The following is a 22,355-nucleotide window of genomic DNA, read 5'->3' on the forward strand; positions in this document are numbered from 1 at the left end:
TTTTCTTTATTTTGAAATTAATAATACTTTGCTATTTTCACTTCTAGCTACTTGTTCTCTAAATTTTCGGTAAGCTTCATATTGATCTGGTGTATAATATCCTTTTTTAATTAAAAATTTGCGTTTATAAACCAATTCGTTATTTTTTAGTTCAATTTTATATTCATAGCTTCCAAATTCATTCTTTAAGTTTTGTTCACTTGGCAGCGCTTCAACTTTAAAGTTAGACGGGATTGATATAATTGACTCGTCTTCATAACAAAACCCTCTGTCTATTTCAAACGGAATTTTTCTATCTTTATACTTCTTTGGAACAAATGAAAATTGATTGATGCAATTTAGTGGAACAATTATTTTACCTTGATTGGGTTTCATAAAATCGTTGGCTTCAAATTCGATATTTTCATTTAATTCTAAACTTTTTTTATCTTCTACAATTTCTGTTTTTGATATTTTTTTGTTGTTAATTATATTAAAATAATCATTGTAATATTTTTTCACCTCATCATCATTTGCATTTTTTAAAGGAGATTTATTATCATAAATAATTCCTTTAGAATTTATTATAACAGTACATTTAACGCTGTTGTCATCATTTAAAATAACTTTAGAATCTGTTTTTTGATAATTTTGTTCGTTAATAAAGGATTTTGTTTTAACAATTTTACATACCTCATCCGAAACTACTAAAACCTTTCTGTCGTCTGTGAAATCTCCTTGAAATCCAAAAGGCAATGTCTGACTTGTACATTCTAACCAAGTTATCTCTTCATTGTTACCTTGAACACCTAAAATTACATGGTTTCCTTGCATAGAAACAAAGTCTTCAACAATATCTCTTTTTTGATCATCACCATAAACCACTGTGTAATATGAAGGAATATTGAATGCTTTTAAAAGGGATCGTGTATAATTAGTTAATGCTTTACAATCCCCATAGCCTAATCGATCAACATTTTTTGCCAACATTGGTTTCCAACCACCTATTCCCAATTGAATACTTACGTATCGAGTTTTACTCTGTACAAATTCATATATAATTTTTGCTTTTTTTAAATTATCTGTCTCATTGCCAATTAATTTGGCCACTTTTATTTTTGTTTCTTCTGGAATTTCTTCTGTATCACTCAATAATTCATCATTCATCCATTTCCCAAAAGTTGACCAATTCTCAGCACTTCCTTCTACACCTTCGATTTGAAATTTAGCTAACCCAAAAATTACATAAGGAGTGAACTTACTCAAAGAGGGTGCTAATTCTTCTTTTCGTAATGCTTTGAAGTTTTCTATTGCATAAGAAAGATTTCCTAGAGACTCAGTTTTTAATACTTTGTCGCCGAAATTGAATTCTTTATACTTAAATTTAACTTCTGGAGTATACTTTATCGTAACGGAAGAATTTAATATACTAACAAAAAAATCTTCAATAGGATTCCAACTTGGAACAAAAGCGGTATTAGAAGTTGATATTTCGCTTTGATAAACCATAGTAAAAGGGTATTGTACAGGAGTGTAATCTAAATAAATCACTCGATTATCTGTAATTATAGAACCTTCACTAACAGAATTTTCTTTAAAATCTTTTCGTTTTATTTTTTTTATTTCTTCACCAAATGCATTATAAACTATTGCTTCAATATTTCTAATAGAAGTTGAATTGTCCATATACTCAAAAGCATCTATATTTTTTAAACCTAATTCATTTAAGATTGTTATTACTCGATATTTTTTAACAACCATGGAATTATAACTTGAAAAAATAATTTCAGTTTTATCATTTTTTATAATAGCATTTGCATTTTCTCTTATGCTATCAGGAAAAATTGCGATTAAATTTTCTTGAGAAAAAACAGTACTAGAAAATAAAATTAAAATGACGGTGAGAATACGATTCATATGTGCTACTCTTTATTTTTTGTATCAATTATAATTGTTACAGGACCGTCATTAACTAAACTCACTTTCATATCGGCTCCAAATTGTCCGGTTTGTACTTTTTTACCTAATTCTATTTCCATTTGTTGAACAAAAAATTCGTAAAGCGGAATTGCAATTTCGGGTTTTGAAGCTTTTATATAACTTGGACGATTTCCTTTTTTGGTTAATGCTTGTAATGTGAACTGACTTACAATAATCATTTCACCTTCAATATCTTTTAATGACAAATTCATTACTTCATTTTGATCTGCAAAAATTCTAAGATTGGCTATTTTGGAAGTTAACCAATTGATATCTTCTTGATTATCGGCATCTTCAATTCCAACTAAAACTAATAGTCCTTGTTGAATTTGTGCTACTATTTCAGCATTTATTGTTACAGAAGATTGAGAAACTCGTTGAATTACTGCTTTCATTTTAATGTATAAACATCAAAAATATAAAAAAATTCCAGATATAATTTACGGAAATCCGTATTTACCTTATTATTTAATAAAAATTGAAATTGGATTTTTAAATCAGATTTGGACTTAATAATTTAAAGACGTAATAAATCGCATTTGAATTTTATAATTCTATATTTAAAGACGTAATAAATCGCATTTGAACTTTACAATTTTATATTTAAAGACGCGATAAATCGCATTTGAACTTTACAATTTTATATTTAAAGACGCGATAAATCGCATTTGAACTTTACAATTTTATATTTAAAGACGCGATAAATCGCATCTCTACGATTTTCTTGTTTCGTCGCTCGCTCTTCGTTCGGCATCATAGATGTCTGCACGGTATTGCTCATCATCTCCTTCCAAGATTTGCGTGTAACTTTTATAACGCGACCACGAAATTTCATCATTTTCCAATGCTGTTTTTATAGCACAATGGGGTTCGTCTTTATGTAAACAATTATTAAATTTACATTGATCTTTTAAAGCAAAAAATTCAGGAAAATAATCGCCTATTTCTTGTTTCTCCATATCTACAATTCCAAAACCACGAATTCCGGGTGTATCAATAATTTGTGCTCCAAAAGACAAATCAAACATTTCGGCAAAGGTTGTAGTGTGTTTTCCTTGTGCATGCGATTCAGAAATTTGTTTGGTTTTCAAATTTAACGAAGGTTCCAAAGTGTTAACCAGAGTAGACTTTCCAACACCTGAATGTCCAGAAAACATAGAAACTCTATCTTTCATTAACGCTTTTAATTCGTCAATTCCTTTTCCCTCTTTTGCAGAAACGCGCAAACATTTATAGCCAATCTCGGTGTAAACGTGTTGTAAATATAATTGTTCGTCTAATGTGGGGTCATCAAACGTGTCTATTTTATTAAATACTATAATTGCTTCAATTCCATAAGCTTCGGCTGTAACCAAAAATCGATCAATAAAACTTGTTGTTGTTGGAGGATTGTTAATGGTTACTAATAAAAAAACAACATCAATATTAGCTGCAATAATATGCATATGATGTGATAAATTGACTGATTTTCTAACAATATAATTTTTACGTTCGTGAATATTTATGATAACTCCCGTAGTTTCATCGGTTGTATTTTCGATATCATAATCTACCACATCGCCCACTGCAATAGGATTGGTGCTTTTGATTCCTTGCATTCTAAATTTACCTTTTATACGGCACTCTAAAAAATCACCATTTTCAGTTTTAATGGTGTACCAACTTCCGGTAGATTTATATACGATTCCTGTCATGAAAAGTTAGAAATTAGAAATTAGAAATTAGAAATTTCTAATTTTACTTGATTTAATTGTAACAAAGATACTATTTCATATGAAAAAGGCATAAAAAAACCAAGAAGATAATTTCTTGGTTTTTTAAAGTTTTTACAACGTCATTCTGCCGAGTTTATCTTGCGATTTTCTTGAGGCATAAATAATAAATTCTTTATTGTTTTTACGGTAATAAACACCGGGTCTAATTACCAATTCATTTTTTATAACTTCTTCAGGATCTTTACGTGTAATATTTCCTTGATTGTCAAATTGAAATAAAGTTGGAACTGCATTATTATAATTTCCTAAAGATTTTATTTCGTCCATATCTGTAATTCCTTTGTTCTTTTTATTATCGTTAAAAAGAATATTCAACTGACCATCAGCATAAATTGGTATAGCACTCAAATATTCTGGTCCTTTACCCATAACTCCTAATTGAAACGATACTCCAATAGCCACATTAAAACCTCCACTTCCTCCAGTACCAAACATTCCTAATGAAGCTACAGTAGCTGTTGCATTTTGATCTTTTGCAACCACATTACTCCATTCTAATGAACCATCTGGTTTAAGAGAAGTAACAATCATTTCGTTGGTGTAATAAGTAATTGGAGTTAATCCTAGAGGACCTATTCCTTGTGTTTGACCAACATAAATAAATCGTTCTTCAGACAAAACAATTAATCCCCCATCATTTTTTTCAATAATGGTATGAATTTTATAATATGGTTTTACATCTTTTCCTTTTTTTGCTTTTCTCTCACCAAGTAATTTTACTTTAGTTGCATAATCAAACTCATTGAATTTTAAGTTGTCATTAATATTAGTATTGATGTCAATAGTTGCATTAAAAACACCTTTTAACTCTCTATTTGCTTTTCCATTTTCTCTAACAGATGAATAAAACCCTACCAATTGAACTTTATCATTGCTTGTTGACATCATTGAACAATTGATAATTTCTTTTCCTTTAAAATTAATATCAATTATTTCTTTTTTGTACCCATTACTTTGTTTGAATGCAAAAACTTGGAATTTTTCAACTTTTTCTTTCTTTTTACTATCTCTGTAACTTTCATTAATTACTAAAAAAGCATCATTTCTATAATTAACATCAAAGTCGGAAATCGTGAATTCAAAATCTTTTTTATTATCATCAAAAGATACTTTTTCAGAATTCGAAAATATATTCTTTAAATTTGAATCAAATAATTTTAAATCATATTTCATGGCATCTTCTTTACTAAATAATGATGCGTGCATTGCCAATAATTTTGTTTCATCAGCAGAAGTTTTGAAATAGAAATCTCCTCTTCTTGATTTTTTTTCAACTTCAGCTTCAAACAAAGGAATCATATTGTTGCTTAATTTTCCATCTTCTGAAAATTCAATTCCAACCAATTTGAAGATTTTTTCTTTATTTTGGTATACACTACCAATAACAAATACTTTTCCATCCAACATAATAATTTCTTCAAAATCGATATCTTTATCTTTTACTTCAGGAAGTAAAATTGGCTTATTACTTACCAATTTCATGTCTTTCGAAGTAAATATTTTTAAGAAATAATTTTTACCTTTTAAACCTAATGCATAAATTTTATCATTAGACTCTCCGATTATTTTTACAATTTTACCTTTCTCGTCGGTAATTTCTTCTCCGTAAGTAAGTTTCAAATTTTCAATGTTGTATTGTGCATACGTTGAATTAATCCCCGCTAATACTGAAATAATAGCTACAAATAATAGTTTTTTCATTAAATAAGAGTGTTATGTTTTTTAAAATTTTATGCAATTATACAACTTAAATTCATAACAATTTATTTGTTAAAAATATTTATTTATAAAAAAAAGGACAACCAAATGATTGTCCTTAAATGTTAAAATTTCTTACTTATTTATCACTTTTTCTTGATGTGTAATACTTTCTTGATGAATTGCTTTAAACAAATGCATTACAAATTCATTACTCAATCCTTTTTCTTCGCCTTCCAAAATCATTTTGCCTAAAATTTCATTCCAACGTTGATTTTGTAATATGGCTACATTTTTTTCTTTCTTTAACAGTCCTATTTTGTCGGCAACTTTCATTCGGTTGCCTAAAATTTCTAATAGTTTTCCATCAAATTCATCAATTTGCAAGCGGAGTTTTGCCATTTTTTGGTTGTATTCGCTTTCATCATCCGTCACTTTTCTAACGCGTAAATTAACAAACATTTGTTTCAATGTTGCCGGCGTTACCTGTTGTGCCGCATCGCTCCAAGCATTGTCTGGATCAATATGGGTTTCAATAATTAAGCCATCATAATTCAAATCTAAAGCTTGTTGTGATACTTCTTGAATCATATCGCGCTTTCCTGTAATGTGCGAAGGGTCGCAAATCAAGGGTAAATCGGGAAAACGATTTTGTAAATCGATTGCTATTTGCCACTCAGGATTATTGCGGTATTTTGTTTTTTCGTAAGTTGAAAATCCTCTGTGAATTACTCCTAACTTTTTGATGTTTGCATTGTATAAACGCTCTAAACCACCAATCCATAAAGATAAATCGGGATTTACTGGATTTTTTAATAAAACGATTTTATCGGTTCCTTGCAAAGCATCGGCAATTTCTTGAACTGCAAATGGATTTACGGTGGTTCTTGCACCAATCCATAATACATCAATATCGTTTTCCAATGCTAATTTTACGTGAGCCGCCGTTGCTACTTCGGTTGCCATTAACAAACCTGTTTCTACTTTAGCTTTTTGTAACCATTTCAACCCAATTTCTCCCACACCTTCAAATCCACCTGGACGCGTGCGAGGTTTCCAAATTCCAGCACGAAAAATAGAAACGTCCGAATTTTTCAATTCGTGTGCTATTTTCAAAACTTGTTCTTCGGTTTCTGCACTGCATGGCCCTGCAATAACTAATGGATGATTCAATTGAAAATCATCTAACCAAGTGCGTAATTCTTTTTTATTTTCCATAACCATTATTTCACTGTAAAATTACTATTTATTCTTAAATTATTATTGCTTACTTCTTTCATATTCACCCAAAACCTTGAAATGTGTTGTCATAATTTCCATTACTTTTTTCGCTTTTTCAAAATGTTTATATTTTTCAAAAACCACATCTACAAAAAAAGCATAGGTAAAAGGTGTTTCGATAATAGGTAACGATTGAATTTTTGTTAAATTTAATTTGCAATTATTCAACACATTTAGAACCGTTGCCAATGAACCCGGTGTATCATCTAATTCAAATTTTATCGATGCTTTATTAATGAGTTCTTTCGGAATTTCTTTGTTGGACGCTTTTAAAACCACGAATCGTGTTTTATTACTTTTTACAGTGTGAATTCCGTCAGCAATAATTTCCAAATCATAAATATTAGCCGCAACTGGTCCTGCCAAAGCACCAATTCCTCTTAATTGATTTTCCTGAATTCGTTTTGCTGTAATTGCAGTATCGGAACTTTCTACCAATTTAATATGTGGATATTGACCAAAGAAATTCGCACATTGCAACAAGGCAATGGGATGTGAATGAACTTCTTTAATATCTTCAATTTTTTGACCTGGAAACACCATCAAATTCATATGAATATCTAAAAAATATTCGCCAATAATATGCAAATCATTTGAATCAATTAATGCATAATTTGGCAAGATTGAACCTGCGATAGAGTTTTCTAACGCCATTATTGCTTTGTCCGATTGATTGGTTTTTAAACTGGTGACCACATCTCTAAATGAACCACATTCCTCCAAATCAACTGCTTCACCAAAATAATGATGAGCAACTTGATGATGAAACGACCCTTGAATTCCCTGAATTGCAACTTTAATATCCATAATTATGAGCAAAAAAAATCCCGATGCAAATCGGGATTGTATGTTTATAAAATAAATTTCTTTGATTTATATAATAGCACAACAATCCCTCATCTGTCTCCAGAAGAAATAAAATGAATTGTTATAAAAAAATGTGCTATTTGTAAGCATTGTGACTTTGTTGTTATATTTGGCTAAAGTAATAAAAAAATGAAAACGAAATACTTTTTTAAATAAATTTGAGTTCTTTTAAAAAAAGTTACTTTTGCTAAAATTTACATCATATGTCGATAGAAGTTCAAAATATTTCAAAAAATTACGGAGACCAAAAAGCGTTAGACAACATCAGTTTTTCTGTAAAAAAAGGAGAAATCGTAGGTTTTTTAGGTCCCAATGGTGCCGGAAAATCAACCTTGATGAAAATTTTGACTACTTATTTAACAGCCGATAGCGGAACCGCTATGGTGAACGAACACGATGTAACTTTAGCACAAAAAGAAGTGCAAAAATCGGTTGGATATTTACCAGAACACAATCCGTTGTATTTGGATCTATACGTGAGAGAATATTTGGCTTTTAATGCCGATTTACATAAGGTTGCCAAATCGAGAATAGATGAAGTAATTGCTTTGACAGGATTGACTCCTGAAAGTCATAAGAAAATTGGTGAACTTTCTAAAGGATATCGTCAACGTGTAGGATTAGCAACTGCATTATTACACAATCCAGACGTAATGATTTTAGACGAACCAACAACTGGTTTAGATCCAAATCAGTTGGTTGAAATTCGTGATTTGATTAAAAATATTGGAAAAGACAAAACGGTTTTTTTGTCGACACACATAATGCAAGAAGTTGAGGCTATTTGCGATAGAATTATAATTATCAACAAAGGAAAAATTGTAACTGATAAAAAGCTAAACAATTTAGTTGCTGAACAAACCGAACAAATTATTGAAGTTGAATTTGACAAAAAGGTTTCCGAATCTGATTTTATAGCTTTACCAGATTTAAAATCTGCAAAAAACACGCATGATTTAGTTTGGGAACTTACTTTTACTACGGCAACTGACATGCGACCTGCTTTATTTGATTTTGCACAAGCCAATAATTTAAGAACCTTACAAATTGTATTGAAGAGCAAAAACTTAGAACAAATTTTCAGAGAGAAAACAGCAAAAAAACAATAAAAAAATCTCCTTACAAAAATGTAAGGAGATTTTTTTTTTCATTCTTAAATCCTTAGTTCAAGGTAGCTAAATACTGCTTTCTTAATGCAAAGTAATCATCATAAACTTTAGATAAAGCATAAGAAGATAACTCTTGATTTAAGGTTGTACTGTATATAAATTCATCTTCAGTAAAACCATATTTTGTAATTGCTTTTTTGATGTACTTGACAGCAACGTCTTTTTTTCCATCTAAAAAGTAACAGTTTGCAACTTCAACAAAAACTTCTTTTAAATTTTCATCTCCTGCATTTTTAATATATGATTCATATGCCTTGATAGCTTCTGTGTAATTTTTCTTCTTCTCAAAATCTCTTGCTTTTAAAAGGATAGAATCTAATTCATTTGCAAAGTTTAACTGAGAAATGAACAAAATCACGAAAGTGTAGATAATTTTTTTCATGAGGTATTATTTTTTGTTACTATAAATTTACGAATCTTTTTTGAATAAAAAAATATATATTTAGCAATCACACTTATTTTAACCAGAATACAATGTATATATTTAACATTTTTAATGAATTATATTTAATTTTTATCATTTAATATCAGAAGAAATGAAATTAAAAACCTGAAAATCGACGAAATACAGAAATATTCGAAAAAATGCACTTTTTTTAAAAAATTTTGTTTTTAATCGAATTTATATGCTTTTCATCGGTAAAATTATAATTTTATTTGATTTGAAAAAATAATTACATCTGAAATAACAATTTATTAAACTGAAATCCTGTTGGTTACAATTTATTAATCAATAGTTTCTTCTACGTTAACTTCATTTACGAAAAAAATTGTGGCTTGGTTTTAAAAAAAAATCTCCTAAATATAAAATACTTAGGAGATTCAAATTATTAAAAAGAGTTTTAAAAAATTTCTTTTGCTATTGCTTTTACATTTTCGGCTTTTCCCATAGAATAGTAATGCAACACCGGAATTCCTGCTGCGACTAATTCTTTGCTTTGTTGTGTACACCATTCAATTCCAATCTGTCTTACGGCATCATTATCTTTTGCTTTAACAACTTCCATAATTAAATCATCGGGCAATTCAACACTAAAACGATGCGGAATTAAGTTTAACTGTTTTTTAGTAGCAATAGGTTTCAATCCCGGAATAATTGGAACAGTAATTCCTGCAGCTCTGCATTTTGTAACAAAATCGAAGAATTTTTTATTATCAAAAAACATTTGGGTGATGATATAATCTGCTCCATTTTTGATTTTTTGCTTTACGAAATGAATATCACTATCTAAACTTGGAGCTTCCATATGTTTTTCTGGATATCCTGCAACTCCAATACAAAAATCGGTTTTCGTTGAATTTTGTAAATCTTCATCTAAATAAATTCCTTTGTTCAAATTACTAATTTGGGTCACTAATTCTGATGCATAAGCGTGACCTTCTTTTTCAGGTTTGAAGTAAATTTCGCTTTTAACTGCATCACCACGAAGTGCTACGACATTATCAATTCCTAAGAAATCTAAATCAATCAACAGATTTTCAGTATCTTCTTTCGTAAAACCACCACACAAAATATGCGGAATAGCATCTACTTGATATTTATTCTGAATTCCAGCACAAATCCCAACCGTTCCCGGTCGTTTTTTAACTACTTTTTTCTGCAGTAAACCATTTTCTAACTCTTTGAATTCATATTCCTCACGATGATACGTAACATCAATAAATGGCGGATTGAATTCCATCAACGGATCAATACTATCAAAAATGGATTGGATGTTTTGTCCTTTTAACGGCGGTAAAATTTCGAAGGAGAACAAAGGTTTTCCGTTGGCGTTTTGTATATGTTCAGTTACTTTCATTTTAATCTGCTAAATTGGGTGAGAGCCATTTTTCGGCTTGTTCAATACTAATATTTCTTCTTTTGGCGTAATCTTCTAATTGGTCTTTTTTAATTTTTCCTAAACCAAAATATTTACTTTCTGGGCTCGCAAAATAATATCCAGAAACAGAAGCTGCTGGCCACATTGCCATACTTTCAGTTAACTTCACGCCTATTTCTTGTTCTACATTTAGTAATTTCCAAATCGTTGGTTTTTCCAAATGGTCAGGACAAGCTGGATAACCAGGTGCTGGACGAATTCCTTTGTATTTTTCTTTAATTAATTCCTCATTTGACAACACCTCATCTAAAGCGTAACCCCAAATTTCTTTACGCACTTTTAGGTGCAAATATTCTGCGAAAGCTTCTGCTAATCTATCGCCTAACGCTTTTGTCAAAATCGAATTATAATCGTCTAATTGCTTTTCAAACTCCGAAGCTTTTTCATCCACTCCAAAACCAGTTGACACACAGAAACACCCAATGTAATCTTGTTTTCCAATTTCTTTTGGTGCAATAAAATCCGCCAAAGCTATGTTTGGAGCTCCAACCGTTTTTTGGGATTGTTGTCTTAAAGTTAGAAGTTGGAAGCTGGAAGCTGGAAGATTTACTTCGATATCGTCATCATTGATAGTATTGGCTGGAAAAATTCCTAAAATTCCTTTTGCAGTGAACCATTTTTCCGAAACAATTTGAGCAAGCATTTTTTGTGCATCTTCAAACAAATTCGTCGCTTGTTCACCTACAATTTCATCCGTTAAAATCGCTGGAAATTTTCCATACAATTCCCAAGACTGAAAAAATGGGGTCCAATCGATGAAATCTACTAATTCTGAAAGTTCGACTTCAATGGTTTTTGTGCCGATGAAATTTGGTTTTACCGGTTCGAACGTATTCCAATCGATTTTGAATTTATTTTTACGCGCTTCTTCAATCGATAAGAAATTTTTCTCACGACTTCTATTCAAATACCCTTCTCTAAGCGTATCATATTCTTCTCGAAGTGATTTAGCATAAGTAATTTTAGTCTCAGGTTGCAATAAATTGGTTGCAACTGTTACCGCTCGCGAAGCATCATTCACATGAACCACCGTTTCCTTATATTCTGGTGCGATTTTTACAGCAGTATGTGCTCGTGAAGTTGTAGCACCACCAATCATTACAGGAATTTTGATATTCAACTTATCCATTTCTTTGGCCAAATACACCATTTCGTCAAGAGAAGGTGTAATCAAACCGCTCAAACCGATAATATCTACATTTTCTTTAACCGCAATTTCAATGATTTTTTCTGGCGGAACCATTACACCTAAATCGATAATTTCGAAATTATTACACGCTAAAACTACTGAAACAATGTTTTTTCCTATATCATGCACATCGCCTTTTACAGTTGCCATTAATACTTTACCAGCACTTGACGAAGTTGAACCATCTTTTAAAGCTTCAATATAAGGAAGCAAATAAGCCACCGCTTTTTTCATCACACGTGCCGATTTTACTACTTGCGGCAAGAACATTTTTCCGCTTCCGAACAAATCACCCACCACATTCATTCCAGCCATCAGATTGATTTCAATCACTTCGATTGGTTTTTTGGCCAACTGACGCGCTTCTTCAATATCAATTTCGATAAATTCGTCGATTCCTTTTACTAATGAATGTGTTAATCGCTCTTGAACCGAGCCATTTCGCCATTCGGCAATAGCTTTTTCATTCGATTTTATATCGCCTTTGAAACTTTCGGCTAAATCCAATAAACGTTCGGTAGCATCTTCACGTCTATTTAATAAAACGTCTTCAACGTGTTCTAATAAAATGGGATCTATTTCATCATAAATTTCCAACATTTCAGGATTCACAATTCCCATTGTCATTCCGTTTTGAATGGCATGATACAAGAACGCCGAATGCATCGCCTCACGCACTTTATCGTTTCCACGGAAAGAAAAAGACACGTTACTCACACCACCAGAAATATTCGCATACGGAAGATTTTCGCGAATCCATTTGGATGCTCGAAAGAAATCTAAGGCATTTAATTTATGCTCTTCCATTCCCGTTGCTACTGGAAAAATATTGGGATCAAAAATGATATCCTCGGCAGGGAAACCAACTTGGCTAACTAAAATATCGTAACTTCTTTTACAAATTTCAATGCGTCTTTCATAGGTATCTGCTTGACCCTTTTCATCAAAAGCCATAACAATTACAGCTGCTCCGTATCGTTTAATTAATTTAGCATGATGAATAAAAGTAGCTTCTCCTTCTTTTAGAGAAATCGAATTCACTACACCTTTTCCTTGAATGACTTTCAAACCCGCTTCAATAATTTCCCATTTGGAACTATCAATCATTACAGGAACTCTTGCAATATCTGGTTCCGCGGCGATTAGATTAAGAAATTTGGTCATCGCATAAACGCCATCTAACATCCCTTCATCCATATTGACGTCGATGATTTGCGCTCCTCCTTCCACTTGTTCACGCGCAACCGAAAGCGCTTCGTTGTACTTTTCTTCTTTAATTAAACGAAGAAATTTACGAGATCCCGTAACATTTGTTCGTTCTCCAACATTTACAAAATTGGTTTCTGGCGTTACAATCAAAGGTTCTAAACCTGATAATTTTAAATACTTATCGGAATTATAACTCATTACTTATTCTTTTATAGTGTTTTGCAACATCCTTCCAAAAGGTTTTACTATCACTAACATATTGGCAAACCCAACATCGTTGTGATTGTAGAAATCCTTCAAAATTTATTTTTATTATTCTATTTTTCATTATTTCTTTACTTAAACCAAAACGCTTTCTCTTGGTTTGAATTCTTTTGCTACTTCCGCTATTAATTTGATATGTTCTGGGGTTGTTCCGCAACATCCGCCAATAATATTTACTAAATTTTCCTGTAAATATTCACGAATTAATTGTTGCATTTCCTCAGGCGTTTGGTCGTATTGCCCGAAAGCATTGGGTAAACCAGCATTTGGATGGGCTGAAATATTTAAAGATGTATTATTTCCTAGTCGTTTCAAATATGGTTTCAATTGATCAGCTCCTAAAGCGCAATTAAATCCAATACTCAACAATGGAATATGTGAAATCGAAATTAAAAAAGCTTCAACAGTTTGTCCCGATAATGTTCTTCCCGAAGCATCCGTAATAGTTCCGGAAACCATTATAGGAATATCAATGTTTCGCTCATCTTTCACTTCTTCAATTGCAAACAAAGCGGCTTTCGCATTTAACGTATCGAAAATCGTTTCTACCAAAAGCAAATCGCAACCGCCATCAATTAAAGCTTCGACTTGTTGTTTATAGGCAATTTTTAAATCGTCAAAATTTACAGCGCGAAATCCTGGGTCGTTAACATCAGGTGACATAGATGCTGTTCTGTTTGTTGGTCCGATGGAACCTGCCACAAATCTTGGGCGTTCAGTGTTTTTGGCTGTAAATTCATCCGCCACTTCACGAGCAATTTTAGCCGATTGAAAATTCAATTCGTAGACTAAATCTTCCAAATAATAATCCGCCATTCCGATAGTCGTTCCCGAAAAAGTATTGGTTTCTACAATATCAGCACCCGCTTCAAAATAAGCGCGATGTACTGATTTTACAGCTTCTGGTTGGGTAATGGAAAGCAAATCGTTGTTTCCTTTTAATGGATGCGGAAAATCTTTAAAGCGTTCGCCTCTAAAATCTTCTTCTTCAAATTTATAACGTTGTAACATCGTTCCCATGGCTCCATCGAGCACGAGAATTCGTTTTTTGATTTCTTCTTGAATTTTTGACATAACTTAGTAACCTTTGTAGGTTTTGATTTAATTCTATGTTATGTTATCGCAGAAAAGTGGAGAGATTTCTTTGAGTTATCTTTTTCCGATAAAATCGAAATAGAATGTAGCACCTTCTACAAGAGTAGGGTTGCTAAGCTTTCAATGGGTCTATTCCCTCCAGCTTTCGTGATAACAAACAGTATATTTATGAACACTGCAAATGTAGTAACAAAATTGAAATTAAGAAATATTTTCTATAAATTCATTAATTATACATATTTTGTAGATTTATAATCTATTTTAAAATATAAATTAAGAATAAAAATCTAAATAATTTTTCAAAAAGCTTTATTCTAACGCCTGTTTCAAATCATTAATTACATCTTGAACCGTTTCCAAACCAACAGAAACACGAACCAAGCCGTCGGTTATACTTACTGCTAATCGTTCTTCTTCAGTTAGCTTACTATGAGTTGTAGAAGCTGGATGTGTCACAATCGAACGCGTGTCACCTAAATTTGCAGACAAGGAACATAATTTGATTTTATCTAAGAATTTTCTACCTGATTCAATTCCTCCTTTAATTTCAAACGCTACAATATTTCCGCCTAATTTCATTTGCTTTTTAGCGACTTCATATTGTGGATGCGATTTCAAAAATGGATATTTCACCGAAGCTACATTTGGATGGTTTTCTAAAAATTCGGCAACTTTTAAAGCGTTTTCGCAATGTTTTTCGATACGAACTGGCAACGTTTCTAAACTTTTTGACAACACCCAAGCATTAAAAGGCGACAAAGCAGGTCCGGTATTGCGAGAAAACAAATAAATTTCACGAATTAAATCAGAGCGACCAACGGTTACTCCACCTAAAACACGACCTTGACCATCGATTAATTTGGTTGCAGAATGAATTACTAAATCCGCTCCAAATTGAATAGGATTTTGAATGTAGGGCGTGGCAAAACAATTATCGATAATTAAAATCAAATTGTGTTTTTTAGCAAGTTGCCCTAACAATTCTAAATCTAAAATATCAACCGCTGGATTGGTTGGCGATTCTGCGTAAAGGATTTTGGTATTCGGTTGGATAAAATTTTCAATCGTTTCAGGTTGATTGACATCGAAATAGGAAGTTGTGATGTTCCATTTTGGAAAATATTTGGTAAACAACGTGTGTGTTGAACCAAAAACACTACTTGCTGAAACGATATGATCACCCGAATTTAATAAAGCCGCAAAAGTAGAATACACCGCTGCCATTCCTGTTGCAAAAGCGTAACCGTCTTCTGCACCTTCCATTTGACAAATTTTTTCAACAAATTCTGATGTATTGGGATTGGAAAATCGGCTATAAATATTTCTTTCCTTTTCCTCCGCAAATGAAGCGCGCATATCTTCCGCATCTTCAAAAATAAAACTAGAGGTTAAATATAGTGGAACGGAGTGTTCTAAATATTGTGTACGTTCTAATTGGATTCTGATGGCTTGGGTTTCTAATCCTAATTTTTGGTTGCTCATTGTTTGTTTGTTTTTAACATATAAGTTTAACTTGACTTACATAGAATAGTTTAAGTTCATTTAAGTGTAAAACCCACAAGACTTTTACATCTTGCAGGTTTTGGAGTTTGGATGGTTATAATTTTTTTTCGGATAAACGTAAAATATCGCCAAAAACACCTCTTGCGGTTACCGAAGCTCCAGCTCCAGCTCCCTGAATTACGATAGGTTGCTCTCCATAAGATTCTGTATAAATTTCGAAAATAGAATCCGAACCTTTTAATGACCCTAAAGCAGAATTGGCTGGAACAGAGATTAATTTCACTTCCAATTTTCCCTTGTCTTGTTGCAAATCGCCTGATAATTCACCGATATAACGCAAAACTTCATTTGGACCTTGAGCGTCTTTGATATTTTGATAAATTCCGTCTAATTCTGACAAACGTTTTAAGAAATCTGATGCACTTCCTTCGCGCAACGCTTCTGGTATTAAGTTTTTAATTTGGATTTCTTCAAATTCGTTTTGTAAATCTAATTCGCGTGCTAAGATTAATAATTTTCGCCCAACATCGTTTCCGTTTAAATCTTCTCTTGGATCAGGTTCGGTAAAACCCTTATCGATGGCTTCTTGCAATACTTCGCTGAATTTCTTGTTATCTATCGAAAAATTATTGAATAAATAACTCAATGTTCCCGAGAAAACACCTTTAATCTTAGTGATATTTTCACCTGATAAATGCAGTAATTTAATCGTATCAATCAATGGTAATCCAGCGCCAACATTAGTTTCGTACAAATATTCTTTTTGGTTTTCTTTTAACACTTTTCGTAGTTTTTTATAGAAATCAATACTCACGGTATTCGCCACTTTGTTTGACGAAATCAAATCAAAACTGTTTTCGGCTAACGAAATGTAATTTTCAATGAAAGTCGAACTTGCCGTATTATCTATTGCAATTAAGTTTTCTAAATGATGTTCTTTCGCGTAAGCAATAATATCTTCAACTTTATAATCTTGGCCTTTATCTTCTAACGTAGCTTTCCAGTTTTCGCTAATTCCGAATTTATTCAACAACACCTTCTTTGAATTTGCAATAGCAAATACATTTAACTTGATTCCTTTTCGCTTTTCAATGTTTTTTGCCGATTCTAGAATTTGAGAAATCAAAGTTCCTCCAACCGTTCCGTGACCAAAAATGGCGATGTTGATTTTTTTGGCTACACCAAAAATTTCGCCGTGAATAACATTTAAAGCGCGTTTGAATTCATCTTGACTAATCACCAAACTGATATTTCTTCCGGTAACCGTATTGTTCAACAAAATTGGCGTGATTTTATTTCGAATTAATGCCGTGTATGATTTGTGAAAATTGGTTAAATCTTGACCAATAATCGAAATCACTGCAATGTTATCGTTTACCGAAATTTTATTGACATCTTTCGTATAAAAATCGGTTTCAAATTCTTTTTCTAAACCAACTAACGCTTTGGAAGCCTTATCAGAACTCACGACCAAACCAATTCCTCTTTCTGAAGAACCTTGCGAAATAATACTTACACTGATGTCGTTTTCAGCCATCACATGGAAAATTCGTGCATCCACACCTGTTTTTCCTAACAAACCTCTTCCTTCTAAATTAATCAGCGAAACATTCGTTAAAACCGAAAGCGATTTGATCCCTTCATTGGTTTGTTCAGAAGTGATTAACGTTCCTTCATTTTCGGGATTGAAGGTATTTAAAATACGTAACGGAATATTTTTTTCCACCAAAGGAATGATAGTTTTAGCATGTAAAATTTGTGCTCCAAAATTTGCCAACTCATTCGCTTCGTTAAATGACAAACGCTCGATTTTTTTTGCATCAGCAACTAAATCTGGATTAGCAGTAAAAATTCCATCAACGTGGGTATAATTTTGAAATTCTTCGGCATTTAGATAATTTGCTAATAATGAAGCTGTGTAATTACTACCGTTTCTTCCTAAAGTTGTGGTTTCGTTGTGTAATGTCGAACCAATAAATCCCGTTACAATATTAACTTTATCTGTGTTTTTTTCGAAATAATCCAAGACATTTCGCTTTGAAACAGCTTCAATTGGCTGTGCATTTCCAAAATTTATATCCGTTTTTATCAATTGGCGTGCATCTGTAAATTGTGCTTTGATGCTGTTTTCGTTCAAGACATATGCCACGTATTTTGCAGCTAGAATTTCGCCATACGCAATGACTTGGTCTTTGATTTTTTCGCTATAATCTCCTAAAAGCGAAACACCTTCTAATAATTTCTGCAAAACGGTAAATTCTTCTTCAAAGATATTTTCTGTCAAGCTTTCTAATTGATATTTTTTGAATTGTTCAAAATCTGCTTGAAAACTGATGTTGGCTTGTGCTTTTTTTAGTAAAATTACTAATTCGTCAGTTGCGTTTCCTCTTGCCGAAACGACCACTGCTATAGGTTCGTTATTGAAATATTTTTGAGCAATCGTTTGAATTACTTTTTGCAATCCTTCTCCGTTTGCTAATGATTTTCCTCCAAATTTTAATATTTTCATTTGTTTAGATTTTATTTTTTAGTGGTAACAAATGGTATCGCTTTTTATTTGATTTTGCTTCCGCAAATAGCTTTGTGAGCGATTTCATTGTGTTTTTAATTAAATATAGGTTTAAGTATGTTGTTTAGTTGTTCAAATTCTATCAAGAAAGCATCGTGTCCGTGAATGGATTTGATTTCGTGATAATATGCGTTGTTTTTGTAGTTTTTGATTTCCAAAAATGCGGTTTTGATTTCGTTTGCCGTAAAAAAATAATCGGAATCCATACTAATTAGATAAATGTTAGAAGTGATGTTTTTTATGACTTCTGCTTGATTTCTGTTTTTAAAAATATCTGTAGTTTTCAATAAATGATTCATGAGTTTGTAAGCCGAAAGTTGAAAACGGTTTTGCAATTTTTCTCCGTGATGCAACAACCAACTTTCCACTTGAAACAATCCTTCTAAATTTTGCAATTGAGCATGGAATTTTTCTTGTAAAGATTCGGGTGTTCGATACAATAACATGGCGTGAATTCTGGCATCGTGAATTGGATTTTTGGAATTATTCAAAATCAAATCTTGAATTAATACATTTCCAATCAACCAATCAGAAGCTTTCCAACTTGTTGCTACCGGAATCAGATTTGCAATTGCTTTTGGTCGAATAACCGTCATTTCCCAAGCAATTGCACCGCCTAAACTTCCTCCAATAACAGCAAAAATTTGAGTCACTTTAAACGAATCGATTCCTTTCCAGAATAAATTAGCAATATCGTGGTTTGTAAAATCTTGATAATTTTCAATCAAATTTTCTTTGTCTTGATAGCCGTTTCCGGGAATATTGAAAGCTAAAACTGCATATTTTTTAGTATCGATAATTTTATCATCGCCAATTAACGATTGCCACCAACCGTTTTCACCAATAACTTGCGAATTTCCAGTTAAAGCATGATTCACTACCACCAAAGGTGCAGAACCTACAGGTTGCCCGAACAGTTGATAGGACAAAATCACTTTTGCTTGCACAACTCCATTTTGCAATGGAACATTTTGAAACACTATTTTTTGAATTTTACTCATCTTTCTTTTAAAAAAAAGACTGCCTTTAGGTAGGTCTATCGGCAGCCTTCAAACAAACAAAAACCTAAACTAAATTTTGAACTGGCAATTTTTCGAAAACACTTTGTAAATCGGCTTTCAAATCTTCAATATCTTCTAATCCAACTGATAAACGAATTAAATCTTTCGTTACTCCGGTTGCAATTTGTTGTTCTTCTGACAATTGTTGGTGCGTTGTACTTGCAGGATGAATAATCAATGATTTTGTATCGCCAATATTTGCCAATAAAGAGAAAAATTGAGTGTCATCAGCTACTTTTTTAGCGGCTTCATAACCGCCTTTTAATCCAAAAGTTACGATACCACTTTGTCCTTCTGGTAAGTATTGCTGGGCTAAATTGTAATATTTTGAGGAAATCAATCCAGGATAATTTACCCAAGCCACTTCAGAACGTTTTTGTAACCATTTCGCTAATTCTAAAGCATTCTCACTGTGTTTTTTGATTCGAATTGCTAAAGTTTCCAAACCTTGAATAATTTGAAATGCATTGAACGGACTTAAAGCAGCTCCTAAATCGCGTAAGCCTTCGATTCTAACTTTTGCAATAAATGAAGCTGCACCTAAAACTTCATAATATTTCAATCCGTGATAACCTGCTGAAGGTTCTGTGAATTCTGGGAATTTTCCGTTGCTCCAATCGAAATTTCCTGCATCGATGATAACACCTCCAAGAGAAGTTCCGTTTCCACCGATGTATTTGGTTAACGAGTGAATAACGATGTTTGCTCCGTGTTCGATTGGGTTCAGCAAAAAGGGTGTTACCACTGTGTTATCCACAATAAAAGGCACTTTGTAGGTTTGTGCGGCTTTTGAAATGGCTTTTAAATCGAGTACATCTAATTTTGGATTTCCTAAACTTTCGGCGAAGAACACTCGGGTATTTTCTTGAGCTGCATTTAAGAAATTTTCTGGATTTGATGGATCTACAAATGTTGTGGTGATGCCTAATCTTGGCAAAGTCACGTTTAATAAATTGTAAGTTCCGCCATATAAACTGTTAGAAGCTACAATGTGATCGCCTGCTTTTAATAAAGTTAACAAAGCAGTAGAGATTGCTGCGGTTCCTGAAGCGGTTACGACAGCTCCAATTCCGCCTTCTAATTTGGCTAAACGTTGTTCTAAGATATCGTTTGTTGGATTATTTAATCGTGTGTAAATAAAACCCGCTTCAGCTAAACCGAAAAGATTGGCTGCATGATCTGAATTTTTGAAAACGTAGGAAGTAGTTTGGTAAATTGGAACTGCCCTTGTTCCACCATTTTTAGTTACGTCGTGTCCTGCGTGTAGTGCGTTTGTTGCAAATTTATGTGTACTCATGATATTTTATTTTTTGATGTTATTGTATTTTTTAATGTCTTTACTGAGTTTGATTCAGTTACACATTCGACAACATCGTCTTGGATTATAAATGGCTATTTTCATTATTTTGTTGATTTTTAGAAATAAAAAAACCTCTGCTTTTCGACAGAGGTTATATTGAATTAATTTACTTTTAAAATTATGCAATAGTCTTCCTCTGCGGATTGTTCCACATCATCATACATATATTGCACATTGTAAAGTTCATTTTCTATTTCTTTTAGTTTGATGGGACAAAATTAGATTTATTTTCTACAATAAAAAAATAAATAGATTATTTTTCTAAATTTTGCTATTTTAAATAATTAAAATAGATTTTTATTCTAAAAAAATAACATATTACAAAAATAAAATCTATTATAAATAAAAAAAGAGGCAAAAGCCTCTTTTTCTATAATAAGTTATGTTAAATAAGTCTAATTTTTCACAAATTTAGCCGTACCTTTTCCTTCATTTGTTTCAATCGAAATGAAATAAACTCCAGAAGATAAATCTGAAACATCAATAGAATTAATTGCTGTAGAACTTGAAGAGACTACTCTTCCGTTTAAATCCGTAATCGATAAATTATTGATAGTCATTTCGTTTTTAACAGAAATATTTAATACATTATTTACTGGATTAGGATAAAATGAAAAATTATTTTTGAAAAAAGAATCAGAACTTAAAGGTCTATCAACTGAAAAAGTATCCAGTCCTATAATATTCGAATTAGCACCACTTGGTCCTCCATTTGTAACAAAATATCTGAATCCAACTTTACAAGGCACAACCCCTGTTAAACCACTAACAGTGTAAGAATATTGTGTCCAAGTAAATGGATAACCTGAAGTAGTTAAAGTTGGGTTTATAGAAACCGCCAATGTCGTAAAAGCCCCAACGCTAGCATCACCTACTGGATTTCCAGACGCTGCAACATCAGTAGAATTTAATCTCATCTCTAATCTATCAGGATAAATTGTTCCTGTACCTGTTCCTCCTGCACGAGAATAAAAAGTAATTACATCCCCATTTTGAAGGCTAATTGTAGGTGTAATTAACCAATTACTAATTGTTCCAGCCCCTGTTGTGCTATTAAAATTACACAATGTAAATGAAGTAGTACCTCCTGCTTGGCCCCCTGTAGTAAATGCAGTTCCCCCACCTTGTGCCCAAGTTGAAGCTCCTAATGGAAGACTTTGATTAGTAGTTGTCCAACCTAATCCTGCTAAATTAGCAAACGTATCAAAACCTTCACTAATTAAATTTTGTGCTTGAAATGTTAGTGACACTAACAAAAAGCTTAAAGAAAGTAATTTTTTAATCATATCTATGTTTTTTTTAGTTTAACCTTAAATTTATGAATAACAAACAATTAAAAAACAAATTCCCGATAAAACATACAATAATTCCGACGAAAGCACAATATTAAAAAAAAAGCGAACAACTATTTGGAATTCAATTTCATTTCATACATTTGCAAACGAAAACAAAGAGGAAAAATTTGAACTGATTGCA

General features: G+C 32.1%; 16 protein-coding genes and 1 riboswitch. Of the genes, 1 reads left to right on the top strand and 15 read right to left on the bottom strand.

Annotated features, from left to right (window positions below; translation table 11 throughout):
- Positions 1-6: 6 nt before the first annotated feature.
- The 6 genes from OLM52_RS09340 to OLM52_RS09365 all read right to left on the bottom strand — a co-directional run bounded on the left by OLM52_RS09340 (position 7) and on the right by OLM52_RS09365 (position 7,520).
- Positions 7-1,896 (bottom strand): DUF3857 domain-containing protein, encoded by a 1,890-nt coding sequence (locus OLM52_RS09340; protein WP_264548247.1) that lies wholly within the window; start codon positions 1,894-1,896, stop codon positions 7-9.
- Between the two features lie 5 nt (positions 1,897-1,901).
- The gene (gene dtd / locus OLM52_RS09345; protein ID WP_264548248.1) at positions 1,902-2,354 is read right to left on the bottom strand and encodes a D-aminoacyl-tRNA deacylase; all 453 of its coding nucleotides are present in this window, start codon (positions 2,352-2,354) and stop codon (positions 1,902-1,904) included.
- 318 nt (positions 2,355-2,672) lie between these two features.
- On the bottom strand, positions 2,673-3,653 hold the full coding sequence (gene rsgA / locus OLM52_RS09350) for a ribosome small subunit-dependent GTPase A (RefSeq protein ID WP_264548249.1): 981 nt from the start codon (positions 3,651-3,653) through the stop codon (positions 2,673-2,675).
- Between the two features lie 132 nt (positions 3,654-3,785).
- Entirely contained in the window at positions 3,786-5,435 is a 1,650-nt protein-coding gene (locus tag OLM52_RS09355) for a hypothetical protein (RefSeq protein ID WP_264548250.1), read from the bottom strand.
- 132 nt (positions 5,436-5,567) lie between these two features.
- Positions 5,568-6,650, bottom strand: a complete 1,083-nt coding sequence (locus tag OLM52_RS09360; protein WP_264548251.1) for a bifunctional 3-deoxy-7-phosphoheptulonate synthase/chorismate mutase type II — start codon at positions 6,648-6,650, stop codon at positions 5,568-5,570.
- A 42-nt stretch (positions 6,651-6,692) separates the two neighbouring features.
- Positions 6,693-7,520, bottom strand: coding sequence for a prephenate dehydratase (locus tag OLM52_RS09365; RefSeq protein WP_264548252.1), 828 nt, complete (start codon positions 7,518-7,520; stop codon positions 6,693-6,695).
- 263 nt (positions 7,521-7,783) lie between these two features.
- Here OLM52_RS09365 and gldA point away from each other — a divergent pair, with 263 nt between their 5' ends.
- Positions 7,784-8,689, top strand: a complete 906-nt coding sequence (gene gldA, locus OLM52_RS09370; protein ID WP_264548253.1) for a gliding motility-associated ABC transporter ATP-binding subunit GldA — start codon at positions 7,784-7,786, stop codon at positions 8,687-8,689.
- Between the two features lie 52 nt (positions 8,690-8,741).
- On the opposite strand, the gene OLM52_RS09375 is transcribed toward gldA, so the two are convergent.
- The 9 genes from OLM52_RS09375 to OLM52_RS09415 form a co-directional block, all read right to left on the bottom strand.
- Positions 8,742-9,131 (bottom strand): tetratricopeptide repeat protein, encoded by a 390-nt coding sequence (locus tag OLM52_RS09375; RefSeq protein WP_264548254.1) that lies wholly within the window; start codon positions 9,129-9,131, stop codon positions 8,742-8,744.
- 460 nt (positions 9,132-9,591) lie between these two features.
- A complete protein-coding gene (metF, locus tag OLM52_RS09380; RefSeq protein WP_264548255.1) occupies positions 9,592-10,548 on the bottom strand; it encodes a methylenetetrahydrofolate reductase [NAD(P)H] in 957 nt (318 codons plus the stop codon).
- A gap of 1 nt (position 10,549) precedes the next feature.
- Positions 10,550-13,225: a methionine synthase gene (gene metH, locus OLM52_RS09385; RefSeq protein WP_264548256.1), complete on the bottom strand. Its 2,676-nt coding sequence runs from the start codon at positions 13,223-13,225 to the stop codon at positions 10,550-10,552.
- Between the two features lie 141 nt (positions 13,226-13,366).
- Positions 13,367-14,365 carry a homocysteine S-methyltransferase family protein gene (locus tag OLM52_RS09390; RefSeq protein WP_264548257.1) on the bottom strand — a complete coding sequence of 333 codons (999 nt, stop codon included), beginning with the start codon at positions 14,363-14,365 and terminating at the stop codon, positions 13,367-13,369.
- A 72-nt stretch (positions 14,366-14,437) separates the two neighbouring features.
- A riboswitch (SAM riboswitch) is annotated at positions 14,438-14,543 on the bottom strand.
- A gap of 152 nt (positions 14,544-14,695) precedes the next feature.
- Positions 14,696-15,868, bottom strand: coding sequence for a trans-sulfuration enzyme family protein (locus tag OLM52_RS09395; protein ID WP_264548258.1), 1,173 nt, complete (start codon positions 15,866-15,868; stop codon positions 14,696-14,698).
- A 115-nt stretch (positions 15,869-15,983) separates the two neighbouring features.
- Positions 15,984-18,398, bottom strand: a complete 2,415-nt coding sequence (gene thrA / locus OLM52_RS09400) for a bifunctional aspartate kinase/homoserine dehydrogenase I (protein WP_264548259.1) — start codon at positions 18,396-18,398, stop codon at positions 15,984-15,986.
- A gap of 95 nt (positions 18,399-18,493) precedes the next feature.
- A complete protein-coding gene (locus OLM52_RS09405) occupies positions 18,494-19,459 on the bottom strand; it encodes an alpha/beta fold hydrolase (RefSeq protein WP_264548260.1) in 966 nt (321 codons plus the stop codon).
- Positions 19,460-19,523: 64 nt separating this feature from the next.
- Positions 19,524-20,816, bottom strand: coding sequence for an O-acetylhomoserine aminocarboxypropyltransferase/cysteine synthase family protein (locus OLM52_RS09410; protein WP_264548261.1), 1,293 nt, complete (start codon positions 20,814-20,816; stop codon positions 19,524-19,526).
- Between the two features lie 458 nt (positions 20,817-21,274).
- A complete protein-coding gene (locus OLM52_RS09415) occupies positions 21,275-22,165 on the bottom strand; it encodes a T9SS-dependent choice-of-anchor J family protein (RefSeq protein ID WP_264548262.1) in 891 nt (296 codons plus the stop codon).
- Positions 22,166-22,355 lie beyond the last annotated feature (190 nt).

Origin of the sequence: Flavobacterium sp. N2820, assembly GCF_025947285.1 — a bacterium.
Lineage (GTDB): Bacteria > Bacteroidota > Bacteroidia > Flavobacteriales > Flavobacteriaceae > Flavobacterium.

Coding starts and splice junctions, on each gene's coding strand:
- OLM52_RS09390 (WP_264548257.1), bottom strand. CDS start 14,365: ATGTCAAAAATTCAAGAAGAAATCAAAAAACGAATTCTCGTGCTCGAT.
- OLM52_RS09410 (WP_264548261.1), bottom strand. CDS start 20,816: ATGAGTACACATAAATTTGCAACAAACGCACTACACGCAGGACACGAC.
- gldA (WP_264548253.1), top strand. CDS start 7,784: ATGTCGATAGAAGTTCAAAATATTTCAAAAAATTACGGAGACCAAAAA.
- OLM52_RS09405 (WP_264548260.1), bottom strand. CDS start 19,459: ATGAGTAAAATTCAAAAAATAGTGTTTCAAAATGTTCCATTGCAAAAT.
- dtd (WP_264548248.1), bottom strand. CDS start 2,354: ATGAAAGCAGTAATTCAACGAGTTTCTCAATCTTCTGTAACAATAAAT.
- metH (WP_264548256.1), bottom strand. CDS start 13,225: ATGAGTTATAATTCCGATAAGTATTTAAAATTATCAGGTTTAGAACCT.
- rsgA (WP_264548249.1), bottom strand. CDS start 3,653: ATGACAGGAATCGTATATAAATCTACCGGAAGTTGGTACACCATTAAA.
- OLM52_RS09375 (WP_264548254.1), bottom strand. CDS start 9,131: ATGAAAAAAATTATCTACACTTTCGTGATTTTGTTCATTTCTCAGTTA.
- OLM52_RS09360 (WP_264548251.1), bottom strand. CDS start 6,650: ATGGAAAATAAAAAAGAATTACGCACTTGGTTAGATGATTTTCAATTG.
- metF (WP_264548255.1), bottom strand. CDS start 10,548: ATGAAAGTAACTGAACATATACAAAACGCCAACGGAAAACCTTTGTTC.
- OLM52_RS09355 (WP_264548250.1), bottom strand. CDS start 5,435: ATGAAAAAACTATTATTTGTAGCTATTATTTCAGTATTAGCGGGGATT.
- thrA (WP_264548259.1), bottom strand. CDS start 18,398: ATGAAAATATTAAAATTTGGAGGAAAATCATTAGCAAACGGAGAAGGA.
- OLM52_RS09365 (WP_264548252.1), bottom strand. CDS start 7,520: ATGGATATTAAAGTTGCAATTCAGGGAATTCAAGGGTCGTTTCATCAT.
- OLM52_RS09340 (WP_264548247.1), bottom strand. CDS start 1,896: ATGAATCGTATTCTCACCGTCATTTTAATTTTATTTTCTAGTACTGTT.
- OLM52_RS09415 (WP_264548262.1), bottom strand. CDS start 22,165: ATGATTAAAAAATTACTTTCTTTAAGCTTTTTGTTAGTGTCACTAACA.
- OLM52_RS09395 (WP_264548258.1), bottom strand. CDS start 15,868: ATGAGCAACCAAAAATTAGGATTAGAAACCCAAGCCATCAGAATCCAA.